The sequence below is a fragment of the Streptomyces sp. NPDC000134 genome, from assembly GCF_042899225.1.
Lineage (GTDB): Bacteria > Actinomycetota > Actinomycetes > Streptomycetales > Streptomycetaceae > Streptomyces.
The window spans coordinates 129,011-142,902 of sequence record NZ_JBIAZN010000014.1; the positions used below are offsets into that span (position 1 = coordinate 129,011).

Sequence of the window (13,892 nt, forward strand, 5' to 3'; positions counted from 1 at the left end):
CAGGGCCTGTCGTGGCCCCGGACCCCGGCCATGACGCCCCTGGAAATGACCGCCGTCCTCCTCTCCGGCGCGGTCGGCGGCGCCCTCAACACCGTCGTCGGCTCCGGGACGCTCGTCACCTTCCCCGTGCTGCTCGCCGTCGGGCTGCCGCCGGTCACCGCGACGGTCTCCAACGCCCTGGGCCTGGTGCCCGGTTCGGTCGGCGGGGCGATCGGCTACCACCGGGAGCTGACCGGCCAGCGGCGGCGGGTGCTGCGGCTCGGTGCCTGTGTGCTGCCGGGCGGACTGGCGGGTGCGGGGCTGCTGCTGGCACTGCCCAGCACGGCGTTCGACCTGATCGTGCCGGTCCTGGTGGGCCTGGCGCTGCTGCTGGTCGCGTTCCAGCCGCTGATCAACGCACGGGTGCGGCGGCGACGCGGACGGACCGGCCGTGCCGTACGCCGTGACGGCGGTCCGGCGCTCGGGGCCGGGCTGGCGCTGGCCAGCGTCTACGGCGGGTACTTCTCCGCCGCGCAGGGCACGGTGTACCTGTCCCTGATGGGCGTGTTCCTCGACGAGTCCCTGCAGCGGCTCAACGCCGTCAAGACCGTCCTGGTCGGCGGCGTGAACGCGGTCGCGGCGGTGTTCTTCCTGTTCGCCGCCGAGTTCGACTGGACGGCCGTGGTGCTGGTCGCGGCCGGGTCGGCGGTCGGCGGGCGACTGGGGGCGGGACTCGGCCGCAGGCTGCGCCCGGCCGTGCTGCGGGGCGTGGTGGTGGGGTGGGGGATCGTCGCGCTGGTGCTGCTGACGCGCTGACCGGACGGCCGGCGGTCGTGACAGATGCCGGTCGTGGGGGCCACACTGGTCGTGGCCACACTGGTGGGCCGAAGAGGGGGTGGTCCGGTGGGCGACGGCCGGGAATCCGCGCGGAAGGTGGACCGGGGCCGGGAGCGGCCGGGCTGTCCGGTCGGCCGGGCGCCGGACGGGACGTGGCAGGTGCGGGACTACGCCGTGGCGCGGGAGGTGCTGCGCGCGCCGGGCACCGTGCAGGCCGGGCTCGGCATCGAGACCATAGAGAAGATGCCGTCGCGCATCCGCCGGCCGGTGCTGTACCGCGACGGGCCCGAGCACCGCGAACACCGCCGCCAGACCGCGCGGTTCTTCACCCCCCGCCGGGTCGACGAGCACTACCGCGGCCTGATGGTCCGGGTCGCCGAGGAGCAGGTGGCGCGGTTGCGGGCGGCGGGCGAGGCCTCGTTGTCGGACCTCGCGTTCGACATGGCGGTCCGGGTGGCCAGCGAGATCCTCGGGCTGCGGTACGGCCGGCCCGGTATCCACCGCAGGCTGGAGCGGTTCTTCCCCGAGGAGTTCGGCGAGCCGGGGTTCACCAGCGTGCGCGGCCTGTACTGGTTCTTCCGGCAGAACGCCAACTGGCTGCGCATCCACCTCGCCGACGTCCGCCCGGCCATCCGCGCGCACCGCCGGACGGAGCACGACGACCTGATCTCCCATCTGCTCGCCGAGGGCTGCTCGGACGCCGAGATCCTCAATGAGTGCCTGACGTTCGCCGCGGCCGGGATGATCACCACCCGGGAGTTCATCTCGCTGGCCGCCTGGCACCTGTTCACCGACGAGGCGCTCATGGCGCGCTACCGGGCGGCGGCGGAGCCCGAACGGCTGGTGATCCTCCAGGAGTTGCTGCGGCTGGAGCCGGTGGTCGGCACGCTGCGCCGCCGGGCGACCACCGCCCTGCGGCTGCCGACGCCCGACGGGCCCGCCGAGATCCGCCCCGGCGAGTACGTCGAGGTACTCCTCGACGACGCCAACACCGACCCGGAGGCGGTCGGCGCCGATCCCCTGCTGGTCCGCCCGGACCGGGACATCGAGTCCGGGCCGGGGCGGGCGGGGCTGTCGTTCGGTGACGGGCCCCACCGGTGTCCCGGGGCGCACATCGCCGTACTGGAGACCGATGTCCTGCTCAGCCGGCTGACCGCCCTGGACGGCGTACGGATGGCGGCACCGCCGCGCGTCACCTTCCTGAAGCCCATCGGCGGCTACGAGATCCGGGGCCTGACCGTGGCGCTGGGCTGAGCGCCACGGCCGGGGCCCGGTTCAGCGCGCCGGTTCCCGCTCCACCGGGAGCCACAGCTCGGCGTCGGCGTGCGAGCCGTCCGCCGACAGGACCGTGCGCAGGATCTCGGGGCCGGGACGGCCCCGGTAGGGATTGGACGGGAACCACTGGGTGAACACGTCCGCCCACAGAGCCTGGATCGCCCGCGGCGCCGGTCCCGAGGTGGTGAAGACCGCCCAGGTGCCGGCCGGGACGGACAGCGCGGCGGTGCCCTCGGGCGGGTCCGCGGCGGTGATCACCCCGTGGTAGTAGTCGAGTTCGGTGCCCTCCGCCCGGCTCGGGTCGAGGTCGTCGCAGACGGCGACGATCCCGTGCGGCTCCTGGTCCGACAGCTTCTCCAGCCGTTCCAGGGTTTCCGGTCCGATGCCGCGGACGAAGTCGATGATGGCCTGGTTGGGCCCCGAGTGCACCAGGGGCACCCTGGCCCTGGGGCCGACGACGGTGAAGGCCGGCTTGTCGGTGACGCGGTACTTCATGCTGCTGCTCCCTTCGACGGTGAGGCGGAAGGCCATCCGGGGCTGGGAGCTGAGCGCGGCTCCGGTGCGGCGGGCCTCGCCGGGCCCGACGCCGTGCACGGCACGGAACGCCCGCGCGAACGCCTCCCCCGAGCCGTAGCCGTAGCGCACCGCGATCTCCAGCAGTGTCCTGTCGCCCGCGAGCACCTCCGCGCCCGCCAGGGTCAGCCGGCGCCGCCGGACGTACTCCGACAGCGGCATGCCCGCCAGCGCGGAGAACATCCTGCGGAAGTGGTACTCCGAGGTGGCCGCGACACGGGCCAGCGCGGCCGCGTCGAGGGTCCCGTCGAGGTGCTCCTCGATGTGCTCCATCGCCTGATTGAGCCGCTCCAGCATGCCCGTCCCCTTCTCCTTCTCGCCGTCCGCCACGCTAGGCGGCGGGCATGACGGCGGACCCGACATTCTGTGCCGGGTCCGGTCGGGTGGCCGGGGCGGGGCCGGGAGGTGGGTGGCGGGGTGCGCAGGTGGCGGCGCGGCCGTCCCTTGCCGCGCCGCCACGCCCCTGCACCTTCCCGCGGCAGGCGAGTGCCCACCGCACGGCCGCGCACACCCGTGTTTCCGAGGGACTCGGCGGACGACCGTCCGATGGGCGAGGGCGCGGGACGCGCCCGGATTCCCGGCGGCCTCGCACGAGCACCCGGGCCGGTCCGCGGCGCTCGTCGCCGAGTCCGGCCCGGAGGGCGGCTCCGGGCAGATCCACCGGCTGACGACCGGTTGCCGACCGGCTGAGCCGGGTCGCGGGGACGCCGCCCGACGGCGAACGCCCCGCCGGGGACGGCGGGGCGTTCGAGGGGGTGCCGGATCAGGCGTTCAGGGCGGCGAGTACGACTTCCTTGGCCTCGTCCTGCACCTGGCGGAGGTGGTCCGGTCCCCGGAAGGACTCGGCGTAGATCTTGTAGACGTCCTCGGTGCCGGACGGGCGGGCCGCGAACCAGGCGTTCTCGGTGCCCACCTTGATGCCGCCGATGGACGCGCCGTTGCCCGGCGCCTCGGTGAGCACCGTGGTGACCGGCTCGCCCGCCAGGGTGTCGGCGGTGACCTGCGCCGGGGAGAGCTTGGCCAGCTTCGCCTTCTCCTCCCGGGTCGCGGGCGCGTCGATGCGCGCGTACGCCGGTTCGCCGAACCGGGCGGTGAGGGCGGCGTAGTGCTCGGAGGGCGTCTTGTCGGTGACGGCGGTGATCTCCGAGGCGAGCAGCGCCAGGATGATGCCGTCCTTGTCGGTGGTCCACACCGAACCGTCCCGCCGCAGGAAGGACGCCCCGGCGGACTCCTCGCCGCCGAACCCGAGCGAGCCGTCGACCAGCCCGTCCACGAACCACTTGAATCCCACGGGCACCTCGACCAGCCGGCGGCCGAGGTCGGCGGCGACCCGGTCGATCATCCCGGAGGAGACCAGCGTCTTGCCGACGCCCGCGTCGGCGGGCCAGTCGGTGCGGTGGGCGTAGAGGTAGGAGATCGCGGTCGCGAGATAGTGGTTGGGGTTCATCAGCCCGGCGTCCGGGGTGACGATGCCGTGCCGGTCGGCGTCGGCGTCGTTGCCGGTGGCGATCCGGAACCGGTCCCGCTGCTCGATCAGCGAGGCCATCGCGTACGGCGACGAGCAGTCCATACGGATCTTGCCGTCCCAGTCCAGCGTCATGAACCGCCAGGTCGGGTCGGTCAGCGGATTGACCACGGTCAGGTCGAGGCGGTGCTGCTCGGCGATCCGGCCCCAGTAGGCGACGGACGCCCCGCCCAGCGGGTCGGCGCCGATGCGCACGCCGGCGGACCGGATCGCGTCCAGGTCGAGCACGGCGGGCAGGTCCGAGACGTAGGTACCGAGGAAGTCGTAGCGGCCGATGCCGGGCGCGGCGAGCGCCTTGGCGTACGGCAGACGGCGTACGTCCTTCAGGCCGCCCGCGATGATCTCGTTGGCCCGGTCCTGGACCCAGGAGGTGGCGTCCGAGCCGGCCGGGCCGCCGCTGGGCGGGTTGTACTTGAAGCCGCCGTCGGCGGGCGGGTTGTGCGAGGGGGTGACCACCACGCCGTCGGCGAGGCCGGAGGTGCGGCCCCGGTTGTGGGTGAGGATGGCGTGCGAGACGGCGGGGGTGGGCGTGTAGCCGTCCGCCTCGTCGATCAGGACGGTGACGTCGTTGGCCGCGAAGACCTCCAGGGCGGTGATCCTGGCCGGCTCCGACAGGGCGTGCGTGTCGGCGCCGAGGAACAGCGGACCCGTGGTGCCCTGGGCCGCGCGGTACTCGCAGATGGCCTGGCTGGTCGCCGCGATGTGGTCCTCGTTGAACGCCGCCGCCAGCGACGAGCCGCGGTGCCCCGAGGTGCCGAACGCCACGCGCTGTCCCGGCTCCGCCGGGTCCGGGTGCAGCGCGTAGTACGCCGTCACCAGCCGGGCGACGTCGATCAGGTCTTCGGCTCCGGCCGGCTTGCCGGCCCGGTCATGCTGCATGCGCCCACTCCTCCGCATCGTCGTACATTCGCTCGCTGCCCCATCTTCCCCGGACCGCCGGTCACCTGCGCGTCCGGGGGCCGGGGCCGGCCGGGGCGGGGCGGAGGCACGGACCCTGCCGGCGCCGGCCGCGCGCCGGCCGGCCGGCGCCCGTACCGGCGGGCGGACGCGTGCCGCGCGGGGCCGGTCCGCGGGTCAGATGCGGCCGCCGGTGAGCCGGGTGAGGGGACCCTGGGGCTGGCGTCCCGCGCGTCGCCCGGCCGCGTAGGAGGCGGCGGTGAGCACGGTCAGACCGGCACCGACACCGGCGGCGACGGCCTTGCGGTGGGCGATGACCGTCCAGGCCGTCTTGGCGGTGGCGGCGACCTGACCGGAGGTGGTGATGATCGCCTGCCGGCCCACCTCGACGCCCTTGGCGGCGGTCTGCACGGCACCGGTGGCCGCCTCGGCGGCACGGCCCGCGCCGGACCCGGCGGCTGACGCGGCGTCACCCGCGGTCGACGCCGTCTTGTCGGCCGCCTTGCCCGCGGTGTCCCCGGCCTTGCCCGCGGCGTTCCGCGCGGCGCGGGACGCCGGGGCGGTGGCCTTGTCGGCGGTCTTCTGCGCCTTGGACTCGGCGGTCCGCTCGGACTGCTGGCTGTTGTTCTTGGTCGGTTCAGTCATGGACATCGCGTTGCCCCTCACCGCGTACGCAAACGCCCGTGTCGACGAGTGTTTCGGCCGAAACCTGACCGGAAGACGGCCGGACCGCGCCGGGCCCGGCCGGGACGGGTAGAGGCCGGGCAGTGGATGCGCCCGCGTGTTCGCACCGGACCGCGGGCCAGGGGCAGGGGGCCGGCTCCGATGGCATCGTGGCGCGGCACGACCGGCGGGGACGGCTCGCCGCGCGCCCGACGGCGGCGCGCGGTGCGGCTGTTGCGGGCCGAGGGGCGGCAGGGGCGGCAGGGGCCACGGTTCCGCGAGGTGTTCCCCGCGCTGGCCGGGCTGGTGCTGGTGCTGTGCGCCGGGGTGGCGGGGCTCGCGGCGGGCTACCGCGCCCTCGGCATCGGCGTGCCGCTCGCCTTCCTCGCCCTGCTCGCCCTGGTCGTCCCGCTGGCCGCCCGGAAGCTGCGCCCACCGGCCCGGCGCCGGCGCGGCTACTACACCGCGCGGGAGATCGCCGAACTGGACGCGCAGCACCTGGCGTTGGCGGTGGCCCGGATGCTGCGCCGGGACGGCTGGTCCGTCCGCCCGCCGACCGGCGAAGGCGTACGCCCCCGGGTGCGGGCCCGCCACAGCCGGGGCCTCCGTCTGGAGGTGGCGTTCCGGCCCGTCGCCGAACCCCTGCCCGACGAGGAACCCCGTCCGCCACCCCCGGGCGCCGGGCCGCCATGCGTTCGACTCGTCGTCCACCGGGGCGTGTTCGCCGAGCGGGACCTGCGGTGGGCGAGCCGGAGGAGCGGGGTCCGGCTGATGGACGGGGCGGTGCTGCGCCGTTGGGCGCAGGGGACGCCGCTGGAGCGGCTGATCGATCTGGACGGGGAGCGGGGGGCGGGACAGGCGGGTGACGGGAGGTGAGCGGGGAGGGTGCGGATGGCGGCGGACCGGCCGGTGCGGGCCGGGCCGGGCCGGGCCGGCGTACCGCTCAGGTCGGCCGGGCGGGCGTGCGGGGCAGCGCGCGGTGGACGGCCCGGTGCACGGCTCGGGCCAGCCTGGCGCCCCACTCCGAGCGCGGCCCGGCGAAGGCGTGCGCCTCGGTGCCGGGACCCGGGGCGCGGGCCGCGACGCACACGGCGTCGGTGGGCGTGCCGGAGCAGTCGTACCCCGCCTCGACAAGTGCCTGCACCTTGGCCTCGGTGGCGGTCAGCACCGCGTTGACCAGCGCCGCGTCGGTGAGGGCCACGGGCACGGCGACGACGGTGTTGATCGTGCCGGGCGCGGGGACCCCGACGGCCCCCGGGGCCGGGGAGGCGGCCCAGTTGCGTACCGAGACGCCCGCGGTGACGACGGCCTCCACTCCCCCGTCGGCCGCGCGTCCGGGCCGGGTGACGTCGGCCGCGGTCATCAGGCCGACGCCGGGGCCGTCGGTACCCGCGGCGCGGGCCAGCGCCGCCAGGTGCCGCGCGGGGTCGGTACGCCGGTAGCCGTGCGCCACCTGGGCGTTGAGCACCCAGGCGCGGGCGCCGATGCCGCCGCCCAGGACGGCGCTGCTGACCATCCGCCAGGCGGGCCCGGCCCGCCACAGCAGGGCGTGCAGTTCCTCCCCGTCCTCCCGGCGGCCCAGGCACTCCCCTTCCAGCAGGCGCGGCGGGCCGGTACGGGCGGGCGGCAGGACGGCGGACACCGGGGACGGCTCCTTGCGACGGTCGGGCGACGAACCGGACGATCATACGGGGCCCGCGCGCACCGACCGGGAACAAGCCATTTCCGCCCCGGCGTAATCGAATTCATTGATCCCTTCATCGGTATTTCACCGGAATCGCTAACATTCACTCGCGCTCAGCACCCCACTCACCGACCACACCACCGGCTTTTCCCGCCCGCACGCGGGCGGGCCGGTCAAAGGGGGAAAACAACGATGCGTCGCATGACATCGACCGGCCGCTTCGGCAGAGGGCTCTTGGCCCTCACCGCCGCGGCCGCCTCCGCGACGGCCGCCATGGGCCTTTCCGCCTCACCGGCCACCGCGGCACCCACCAGCACGACGGCGCTGCGGCCCGGCGACAACTGCACGGCGGCCGACCTCGGCACACGCCACCCGTACATCAAGACGACCGAAGTCGTCCCGGAGATCACCCACTTCAAGGGCTGGTACGTCACCCAGGGCTCGACCGGCAACCAGAACGTCACCACCAGCACGCAGACCACGATCACGGTCGCCGTCGGCCTCAACGGCAACGTCCAGGGCAACTTCCCCGTCGAGGCCCTCGGTACCGTCGGCGCGACCCTCGGCCTGAACGTACAGGTCAACTACTCCTCCACCAGCAGCGAGTCGAACACCGTCACGTGGAATTTCGCCCAGCCCGGCTACTACGGCGTCTACAAGGGCACCAAGAAGGTCACCGGCACGTACGGGAGTCTCAACTGCAACCGTGTCCAGCAGAGCGGCGGCGGATGGGCGTTGAAGTGGGTCGAAGGGGGCGGCAGCGGCAGTTTCACCACCTACACCACCCTTGAGGAAGGCGCGGTGCGCTGCGAGGACACGGTGCCGGCCAACAGCGTCACCGCCAAGGCGCAGGCCCTCCTCGACTGCGGCTCGCCCGCCGCGAAGGCCGAGCACCCGGCGGGTGCGGTGGCTCCGACGGCGAAGCAGACGCGGGACCGCCTCGCGCAGCGCCCGGCCTCCACCAGTGGCACGTCCGCCGAACGGCCCGCGGCCACCGGGCGAAGTGCGCGGGCCGCGCTCGACTGCCAGTCCGGCGCCTACCGGATCGACGTCCCCGGCAAGCCCCTGAACTGGAGCGGGCCGCTCCTGGCCGGCGACGGCGTCCGCCTGCGCGAATCCAACTTCTTCAGCGCCCACCTGGACAACTGGCGCCTGTGCAACGTGACGGAGAGCAACGGGGTCCTTGAGGCGTCCCTGTGGAACTGGGGCAACGGCGGATGCGCGACCGTCCCGGCGAACACCGCCAACCAGGAGCAGGCGTACCTGACCACGGCCACCTGCGGGGAGGACGACCTCCAGCGGTTCTACATCTACCGCGATGTGCCCGGCAGCTCGAAGATCGGTGTGCAGAACAAGTACACCGGCTCCATGATGGGCTACGACCGGTACGCGGACGGGGAGTTGATCCGCCAGTACTCCAGCGGCAGGCAGGACGGTACGGGTACGTTCGCCCTGACCGGGGTCTGACGTCCCGCACTCCGCCCCCCTTCACGGGAACGACCCAGGGCCCGGTCGGCGCAGTGCGCGGTCGGCGCAGTGCGCGGTCGGCCTCGGTGGCCTGTCGTTCCGCCTGGTCGAGGGCGTGTGCCGCGGCGCGGTGGCGGTGTTCGGCGCGGTCCCGGTCCTCGTCGGCCCGCCGCAGTTCCTCGCGGGCCTCGCGCAGCGCGCGGCCCAGTTCCAGCAGCTTCGCGGACTCCTCGGGCCGGCAGCGCAGCAGCAGGTTCGCCGCCCAGGCCGCCAGAGTGGGGCGGCGGGCGGCCCGCGGCGCGCACTCCCGCGCAGCACGGCACCAGGCTCCCCCGGTCCGTCCGCCCGCGCACGCCGTACGCGGGTGAACGGTCCAGTACCCGGACGGCCCGGCGAGAACATGGCGCATGCACCTACCGTGCGGTGCGGACGATGTCGTCCGTACCCGAGAGGAGTTCGCGCATGGCCGGGGAGACAGCACAGCACGCGACGGACGGCACGGCGTCGCCCGTCGTCCGGCTCCGGGACGTCAGCGTCCGCCGCTACACCACCGGCCAGGTGATCCTGGACGCCGTCGACTGGACCGTCCGGCCCGGCGAGCACTGGGCGCTGCTCGGGGCCAACGGCGCCGGCAAGACCACCCTGCTGCGGCTGCTCGGCGCGCTGATGCACCCCACGGCCGGCAGCGTCGAGGTGCTGGGCAGCACCCTCGGCCGGGTCGACGTGCGGGAGCTGCGCGCCCGCATCGGGCACGTCACCTCGGCGCAGCGGGTGCCGGAGGACCTCGGCGCGCACACCGTCGTCCTGACCGGGCACACCGGCACGGTGCAGCCGCTGTGGCGGATGTACGACGAGAGGACCCGGGAGCGGGCCCGTGAACTCCTGGCCGAGCTGGGCATCAAGGAGTTGGCCGACCGGCCGTACGGGGTGTGCTCGGGCGGGCAGCGGGCCCGGGTCCTCATCGCGCGGGCGCTGATGGCCGACCCTTCGCTGCTGCTCCTGGACGAGCCGTTCAACGCGCTGGACCTGCCGTCCCGCGAGGACCTCATCGAGGCCGTGCACCAGTTGGCCGAGGGGCGTCCGCACCTGGCCACCGTGACGGTGACGCACCATCTGGAGGAGTTGTCCCCGGCCATCGGTCACGCGCTGCTGCTGCGGGAGGGCCGGGTGCTCGCCCGGGGGCCGGTCGAGGAGGTCCTGACCGGCGACCGGCTCACCGAGTGCTTCGGCCGACCCGTCACGGTGGCCCGGCGCGAGGGCCGCTGGGCGGCCTGGTCCGGCCGGTCCGGGAGTACGGCGTACCCGGCGGCGCCGACGGCCGGGTGAGCGACCGCCGCGGCGGCCCCGGACCCCGCGTCCTGCGGCGGGTTACTCGGACCGGCCGAGCCAGAGGTCGGGGCCGAACACCTCGTAGTGGACGCGCTCCGCGGGCACCCCGCGGCGCAGCAGGTCGCCGCGGACGGCGCGCATGAACGGCACCGGGCCGCAGAGGTAGACGGTGAGCCCCGGGGGCAGGTCCAGGCCGCCGAGGTCGGCGCGGCCGGCCGCCGCTCCGGCCGGTGCCGCGTCGCCGGGCTCCTCGTAGAAGAGGTGGAGCCGGGCGTCCGGGAGGGCGGCGACCAGGGCGAGGTGCTCGTCGCGGTGGGCGTGGTCGGCCGGGGTGCGGTCGGCGTGCACGACGGTCACCGGGCGGCCGTCGCCGGTGGCGGCGAGGTGGTCCAGCATCGACAGCATGGGCGTGACGCCGATGCCGGCGGAGGCCAGCAGCAGCGGGCCGTCGCCGTCCGCCAGGGCCAGGTCGCCGAAGGGCGCGGACACCGTGAGGACATCGCCGACGCGGGCGTGCGCGTGCAGGTACGACGAGACCTCGCCGTCCGGTCCCGCCTCGCCGCGGACCCGCTTGACGGTGATCCGCCAGTCGTCGCGGCCGGGGGCGGTGGAGAGGCTGTACTGGCGTATCTGCCGGGCGCCGTCGGGGAGTTCGGCCTGGACGCTGACGTACTGGCCGGGGCGGAAGGGGCGCGCGGGGCTCCCGTCGGCGGGGCGCAGCGCGAAGGAGACCGCGTCCGGGGTCTCCTCGCGGCGGGCCACGATCCGCATGGGCCGCCGGACGTCGCCCTCGGCGGCGCCGGCCTCCTGGTAGAGGCGGCCCTCGATGGCCGTCAGCGCGTTGGCCATCAGCCAGTAGACCTCGTTCCAGGCGGCGGCGACCTCGGGGGTGACGGCGTCGCCGAGCACCTCCGCGATCGCCTCGAACAGATGCTGGTGGACGATCTCGTACTGGCCGGCGGTGACGCCGAGGGAGGCGTGTTTGTGCGCGATCCGCGACAGCAGCGCATCGGGGCGGGCGTCCGGCCGCTCCAGCAGCAGTCCGGCGAAGGCGGCGATGGAGCCCGCCAGGGCCCGCTGCTGCTCCCCGTTGGCCTGGTTGCCCCGGTTGAACAGGTCCCTCAGCAGCTCCGGGTGGGCGTCGAACAGCTTCCGGTAGAACAGCCGGGTGATGTCGTCGATGGCGGCGCCGACGGCGGGAAGGGTGGCCCGGACGACCGGGACGGACTGTTCGGAGAGCACAGCGACTCCTCTGTTCGGCTTTAATTGGTAGATGATCTTCGTGTTTAGTTGTATCGCGGGACGCCCGCCGCGGGGGCGGGGTGTCCGTCGCGGGGCCGGGGCGTCCCGGCTCGCGCCGGGTGTCTCAGGCGGGCGGGCAGTCCATGAGGCCGATCAGGACCGGGCCGGTCGGCGAGGCGACCAGGTCGGTCACGGTCAGCGGGTCGAGGGCGGCGTAGAACGCCTCCTGGGCGGCGCGCAGCGCACCGCGCAGTTTGCAGGCGGCCCGCAGCGGGCAAGGCGGATCGTCGTCGCAGCCGACGACCTCGACATCGCCCTCCAGCTCCCGCACCAGCCAGCCGACCGAGGCGCGCCGCCCGAGGTCGGTCAGTGCCAGTCCGCCGCCGCGCCCGCGCCGCGCCTCGATCACGCCGAGATGCTGGAGCCGGGTGACGGCCTTCGCCGCGTGGGTGTAGGGCGCCCCCATGGCGTCCGCCACCTCACGGGTGGTCAGCGGGGCGTCGCCGTCTCTCACGACCGCCAGGCGCATCACGGAACGGAGGGCCAGGTCGGTGAACTTCGTCAGCCGCACCTTCCGGACGGTAGCAAACACGCATGTAGCATTCGTCTTTGGGTGCCGGGTTCCGACCTGTGGGGTGTGTCACGCGGGCGGCCCGGCGGTGGAGCGAACGAGGGACGGTGACCGGGGATGACGGGACAGGACGGCGACGCGCCGCACCCGGCGGCGGGGGCCGCCGACCGGACACCGGCGGCCCGGGTCCTCACCGACGCCGCCGCCCTCGCGGCGCTGCCCGAGGCCCCGCCCGGCGCCCTGTGGAAGCTGGCCGAACCCGGTCGGCAACTGGACGCCAACGTCGTCCGCCTGCCGCCCTCGGCCCGGGTGGCCCCGCACACCGAGCCCGACCTCGACGTCCTGCTGCTGGTGCTGGCCGGCGCCGGCACCCTGCTGGGCACCGGCGATCCGCGCGGCCTGCGCGCCGGTGAGCTGGTCTGGCTGCCGCACGGCGCCGTGCGCGGCATCGAGGCGGGCCCCGACGGGCTGACGTACCTGACCACGCACCGCCGCCGCCCCGGCCTGACCATCCGACGAGCCCCGGGCGCCGGGCCCACGGGGGACGCAGGGGATGCGAAGGACGCGGAGGACGCGGCGGGCTGAGCGCGGCGGCCGGGGTTCACTGCCCGCCCGGCGCCGGCCCTTCCGCATCGCCGTCACCGTCACCGTCCGGGCCGGGGAGCCCCAGGGCCAGGTTGCCGACGTGCAGCAGTTCCTCGTGGCGGTGGGCGAGGAAGCCGATCCGGGCCGTGGGACGCATGGTCCCGGTGGGACAGGCGCCCAGGCCGAGGTCCGTCGCGGTGAGGCACAGCGTCTGCAACAGGCACCCGGTGTCGCGGTAGATGAGGCTCAGCGCCAAGCCCTCGTACTTCCAGCCGGTGCGGGCCGCGTGCGAGGCGAGCAGGAGGCTCGCGGGCGGCGGCTGCGTCATGTAGGCCGGCAGGGTGACCGTGGCGTCCAGCACGGCCGCCAGTTCGCCGTCCCAGGGGGCCAGTCGGTGCAGGGCGTGGTCGAACGGGTCGTAGTGGTAGGCCCCCGGGGCCAGTCCGGAGACCTCCCGGGCGATGACGTACGCCTCCACGCTGTGCCGTCCGCCGCCGGACGGCGAGGGGCGCCGCGTCTGCTGGAACCAGAGGGGGCCGAGCGGGCCCCGGACGCGGGCCGCGCGGGCGAGGAACACCCCGAGGCGGTCGAGCGGCAGCGGTGCGGGGGCGAAGCCGCGGACGCAGCGCCGGTCGGCCAGCACCTCGCGCAGCGGGCGGCTGGGCAGTTCGTCGGCGTCGGTGAGCCGGACGGTCTCCGTCGCCTCGGGGTGGCGCAGCCGGGCCGGCGGCGGCTGGCCCTGCTGTGCGCCGGGGGCGGGCCCCTGTCCGGCGCGGGCGTGGGCGGCGAGTTCGTAGGGCGTCAACCCGTGGGCCGCGGGGGCGGGACGGTTCGTGGAGCGGATGATCCCGGCAGCGGCGAGGTGCTCCAGCGCCTGCCGGGTTCCGCCGGCGTCCTCCTGCGCGCCCGCGTCGCCGCCGCCCGGGGCCGCCGCGCCGCCGCCCCATCGCGCATGGGCCTCCTCGGCCGTCAGCGGGCTGTCCAGCAGGTCGAGGAGGGCCAGCAGGCGGGGGCGCGCGGTGAACTTGCGCCATCGGCGGCAGTCGACGAGGACGGGCCCCGCGCCGTCCTGCCATTCGAGGAGCAGATCGGGGTTGCGCCGGTAGCGCACGGGGCCGGAGGTGCCGGTGTCGTCGGGTCCGCTGTCGCCGGTGCGGTGCGCTGCGGGTGCGGGGGTCCCCGCGGCACGGGTCTTCACCATTCCTCGGTGCCTCTCTGTCGGTGCGCGCGGTGCGCGGTGCGCGGTCTCGGTGCCGGTGGGCGGC

The 13,892-nt window shown here is 75.0% G+C and carries 13 protein-coding genes; 6 read left to right on the forward strand and 7 right to left on the reverse strand.

The annotated features are described in order from the left end of the window. Positions 1 to 30: 30 nt before the first annotated feature. Together ACFY32_RS21930 and ACFY32_RS21935 are read left to right on the forward strand one after the other, a co-directional pair. The gene (locus ACFY32_RS21930) at positions 31 to 795 is read left to right on the forward strand and encodes a sulfite exporter TauE/SafE family protein (RefSeq protein ID WP_359195244.1); all 765 of its coding nucleotides are present in this window, start codon (positions 31 to 33) and stop codon (positions 793 to 795) included. An 87-nt stretch (positions 796 to 882) separates the two neighbouring features. Then, a complete protein-coding gene (locus ACFY32_RS21935; protein ID WP_359195478.1) occupies positions 883 to 2,070 on the forward strand; it encodes a cytochrome P450 in 1,188 nt (395 codons plus the stop codon). Positions 2,071 to 2,091: 21 nt separating this feature from the next. Here the strand turns inward: ACFY32_RS21935 and ACFY32_RS21940 are convergent, their stop codons facing one another. The 3 genes from ACFY32_RS21940 to ACFY32_RS21950 form a co-directional block, all read right to left on the reverse strand. Beyond that, on the reverse strand, positions 2,092 to 2,961 hold the full coding sequence (locus ACFY32_RS21940; protein ID WP_359195241.1) for an AraC family transcriptional regulator: 870 nt from the start codon (positions 2,959 to 2,961) through the stop codon (positions 2,092 to 2,094). A gap of 466 nt (positions 2,962 to 3,427) precedes the next feature. Next, positions 3,428 to 5,068, reverse strand: coding sequence for a phosphoglucomutase (alpha-D-glucose-1,6-bisphosphate-dependent) (pgm, locus tag ACFY32_RS21945; RefSeq protein ID WP_359195238.1), 1,641 nt, complete (start codon positions 5,066 to 5,068; stop codon positions 3,428 to 3,430). Between the two features lie 195 nt (positions 5,069 to 5,263). Then, the gene (locus ACFY32_RS21950) at positions 5,264 to 5,737 is read right to left on the reverse strand and encodes a hypothetical protein (RefSeq protein ID WP_359195235.1); all 474 of its coding nucleotides are present in this window, start codon (positions 5,735 to 5,737) and stop codon (positions 5,264 to 5,266) included. Positions 5,738 to 5,911: 174 nt separating this feature from the next. Here ACFY32_RS21950 and ACFY32_RS21955 point away from each other — a divergent pair, with 174 nt between their 5' ends. Next, positions 5,912 to 6,625, forward strand: coding sequence for a hypothetical protein (locus ACFY32_RS21955; RefSeq protein WP_359195233.1), 714 nt, complete (start codon positions 5,912 to 5,914; stop codon positions 6,623 to 6,625). Positions 6,626 to 6,692: 67 nt separating this feature from the next. On the opposite strand, the gene ACFY32_RS21960 is transcribed toward ACFY32_RS21955, so the two are convergent. After that, positions 6,693 to 7,391, reverse strand: coding sequence for an adenosylcobinamide amidohydrolase (locus ACFY32_RS21960; RefSeq protein WP_359195230.1), 699 nt, complete (start codon positions 7,389 to 7,391; stop codon positions 6,693 to 6,695). 243 nt (positions 7,392 to 7,634) lie between these two features. Between ACFY32_RS21960 and ACFY32_RS21965 the strand changes: the two genes are divergently transcribed. Together ACFY32_RS21965 and ACFY32_RS21970 are read left to right on the forward strand one after the other, a co-directional pair. Next, a complete protein-coding gene (locus ACFY32_RS21965; RefSeq protein WP_359195228.1) occupies positions 7,635 to 8,900 on the forward strand; it encodes a hypothetical protein in 1,266 nt (421 codons plus the stop codon). A gap of 462 nt (positions 8,901 to 9,362) precedes the next feature. Then, entirely contained in the window at positions 9,363 to 10,226 is an 864-nt protein-coding gene (locus ACFY32_RS21970; protein WP_359195225.1) for an ATP-binding cassette domain-containing protein, read from the forward strand. A gap of 42 nt (positions 10,227 to 10,268) precedes the next feature. Here ACFY32_RS21970 and ACFY32_RS21975 read toward each other — a convergent pair whose 3' ends face one another. Next, the gene (locus tag ACFY32_RS21975; protein WP_390675026.1) at positions 10,269 to 11,471 is read right to left on the reverse strand and encodes a globin domain-containing protein; all 1,203 of its coding nucleotides are present in this window, start codon (positions 11,469 to 11,471) and stop codon (positions 10,269 to 10,271) included. 124 nt (positions 11,472 to 11,595) lie between these two features. After that, complete coding sequence (gene nsrR, locus ACFY32_RS21980; protein ID WP_390675027.1) at positions 11,596 to 12,042, reverse strand: nitric oxide-sensing transcriptional repressor NsrR; 447 nt, start codon at positions 12,040 to 12,042, stop codon at positions 11,596 to 11,598. 117 nt (positions 12,043 to 12,159) lie between these two features. Here nsrR and ACFY32_RS21985 point away from each other — a divergent pair, with 117 nt between their 5' ends. Next, positions 12,160 to 12,627: a hypothetical protein gene (locus ACFY32_RS21985; RefSeq protein ID WP_390675028.1), complete on the forward strand. Its 468-nt coding sequence runs from the start codon at positions 12,160 to 12,162 to the stop codon at positions 12,625 to 12,627. Between the two features lie 16 nt (positions 12,628 to 12,643). Here ACFY32_RS21985 and ACFY32_RS21990 read toward each other — a convergent pair whose 3' ends face one another. Further along, positions 12,644 to 13,828 (reverse strand): SagB/ThcOx family dehydrogenase, encoded by a 1,185-nt coding sequence (locus tag ACFY32_RS21990; protein WP_390675029.1) that lies wholly within the window; start codon positions 13,826 to 13,828, stop codon positions 12,644 to 12,646. Positions 13,829 to 13,892: the final 64 nt, after the last annotated feature.

Excerpts from the sequence above, each read along its gene's own strand:
- ACFY32_RS21940 (WP_359195241.1), bottom strand. The coding sequence starts at position 2,961 with ATGCTGGAGCGGCTCAATCAGGCGATGGAGCACATCGAGGAGCACCTC.
- ACFY32_RS21965 (WP_359195228.1), top strand. The coding sequence starts at position 7,635 with ATGACATCGACCGGCCGCTTCGGCAGAGGGCTCTTGGCCCTCACCGCC.
- ACFY32_RS21955 (WP_359195233.1), top strand. The coding sequence starts at position 5,912 with ATGGCATCGTGGCGCGGCACGACCGGCGGGGACGGCTCGCCGCGCGCC.
- ACFY32_RS21985 (WP_390675028.1), top strand. The coding sequence starts at position 12,160 with ATGACGGGACAGGACGGCGACGCGCCGCACCCGGCGGCGGGGGCCGCC.
- ACFY32_RS21950 (WP_359195235.1), bottom strand. The coding sequence starts at position 5,737 with ATGTCCATGACTGAACCGACCAAGAACAACAGCCAGCAGTCCGAGCGG.
- ACFY32_RS21970 (WP_359195225.1), top strand. The coding sequence starts at position 9,363 with ATGGCCGGGGAGACAGCACAGCACGCGACGGACGGCACGGCGTCGCCC.
- pgm (WP_359195238.1), bottom strand. The coding sequence starts at position 5,068 with ATGCAGCATGACCGGGCCGGCAAGCCGGCCGGAGCCGAAGACCTGATC.
- ACFY32_RS21930 (WP_359195244.1), top strand. The coding sequence starts at position 31 with ATGACGCCCCTGGAAATGACCGCCGTCCTCCTCTCCGGCGCGGTCGGC.
- ACFY32_RS21990 (WP_390675029.1), bottom strand. The coding sequence starts at position 13,828 with ATGGTGAAGACCCGTGCCGCGGGGACCCCCGCACCCGCAGCGCACCGC.